General features: G+C 43.5%; 1 protein-coding gene. It reads right to left on the reverse strand.

What is annotated here, in order from left to right; all coding sequences use genetic code 11:
• Positions 1–352 (reverse strand): hypothetical protein (locus tag O4H49_RS20530; protein ID WP_269425299.1); only part of this gene is annotated, 352 nt, incomplete at both ends.

Consider the following 352-nt stretch of genomic DNA (forward strand, 5'->3'; position numbering starts at 1 on the left):
ACGTTCACACCGCCCGAACTATCTGGATCTTGTTCTGAATTTGTAGGTACTTGGCTCGCAAAATCTTCTGCTGCCATAAAGTCAACAAGGATGGACTGGAACTCTGGTGTATTGAGAATTGAATTGATTTCTCTATTACTCAGGCCTTGTTGTTTTAGTAAAGCTGCCTGATTTTCCAGATTAGCTTGTAATCCTTGCTGATCTTCAATGATTGCAATTCTGACGGGGTTAAGAGCATTATCAACAGCCTTGGCAAGCTCCGTTAATGCGCCACGCGTACCCTCAAATCCGCTGACAACTTCTCTCAGGGCAGCACCATCAACATAAACCTTTAGCTTGGTCTTTTTATCCT

Source organism: Kiloniella laminariae (assembly GCF_027214005.1).
GTDB lineage: Bacteria > Pseudomonadota > Alphaproteobacteria > Kiloniellales > Kiloniellaceae > Kiloniella > Kiloniella laminariae_A.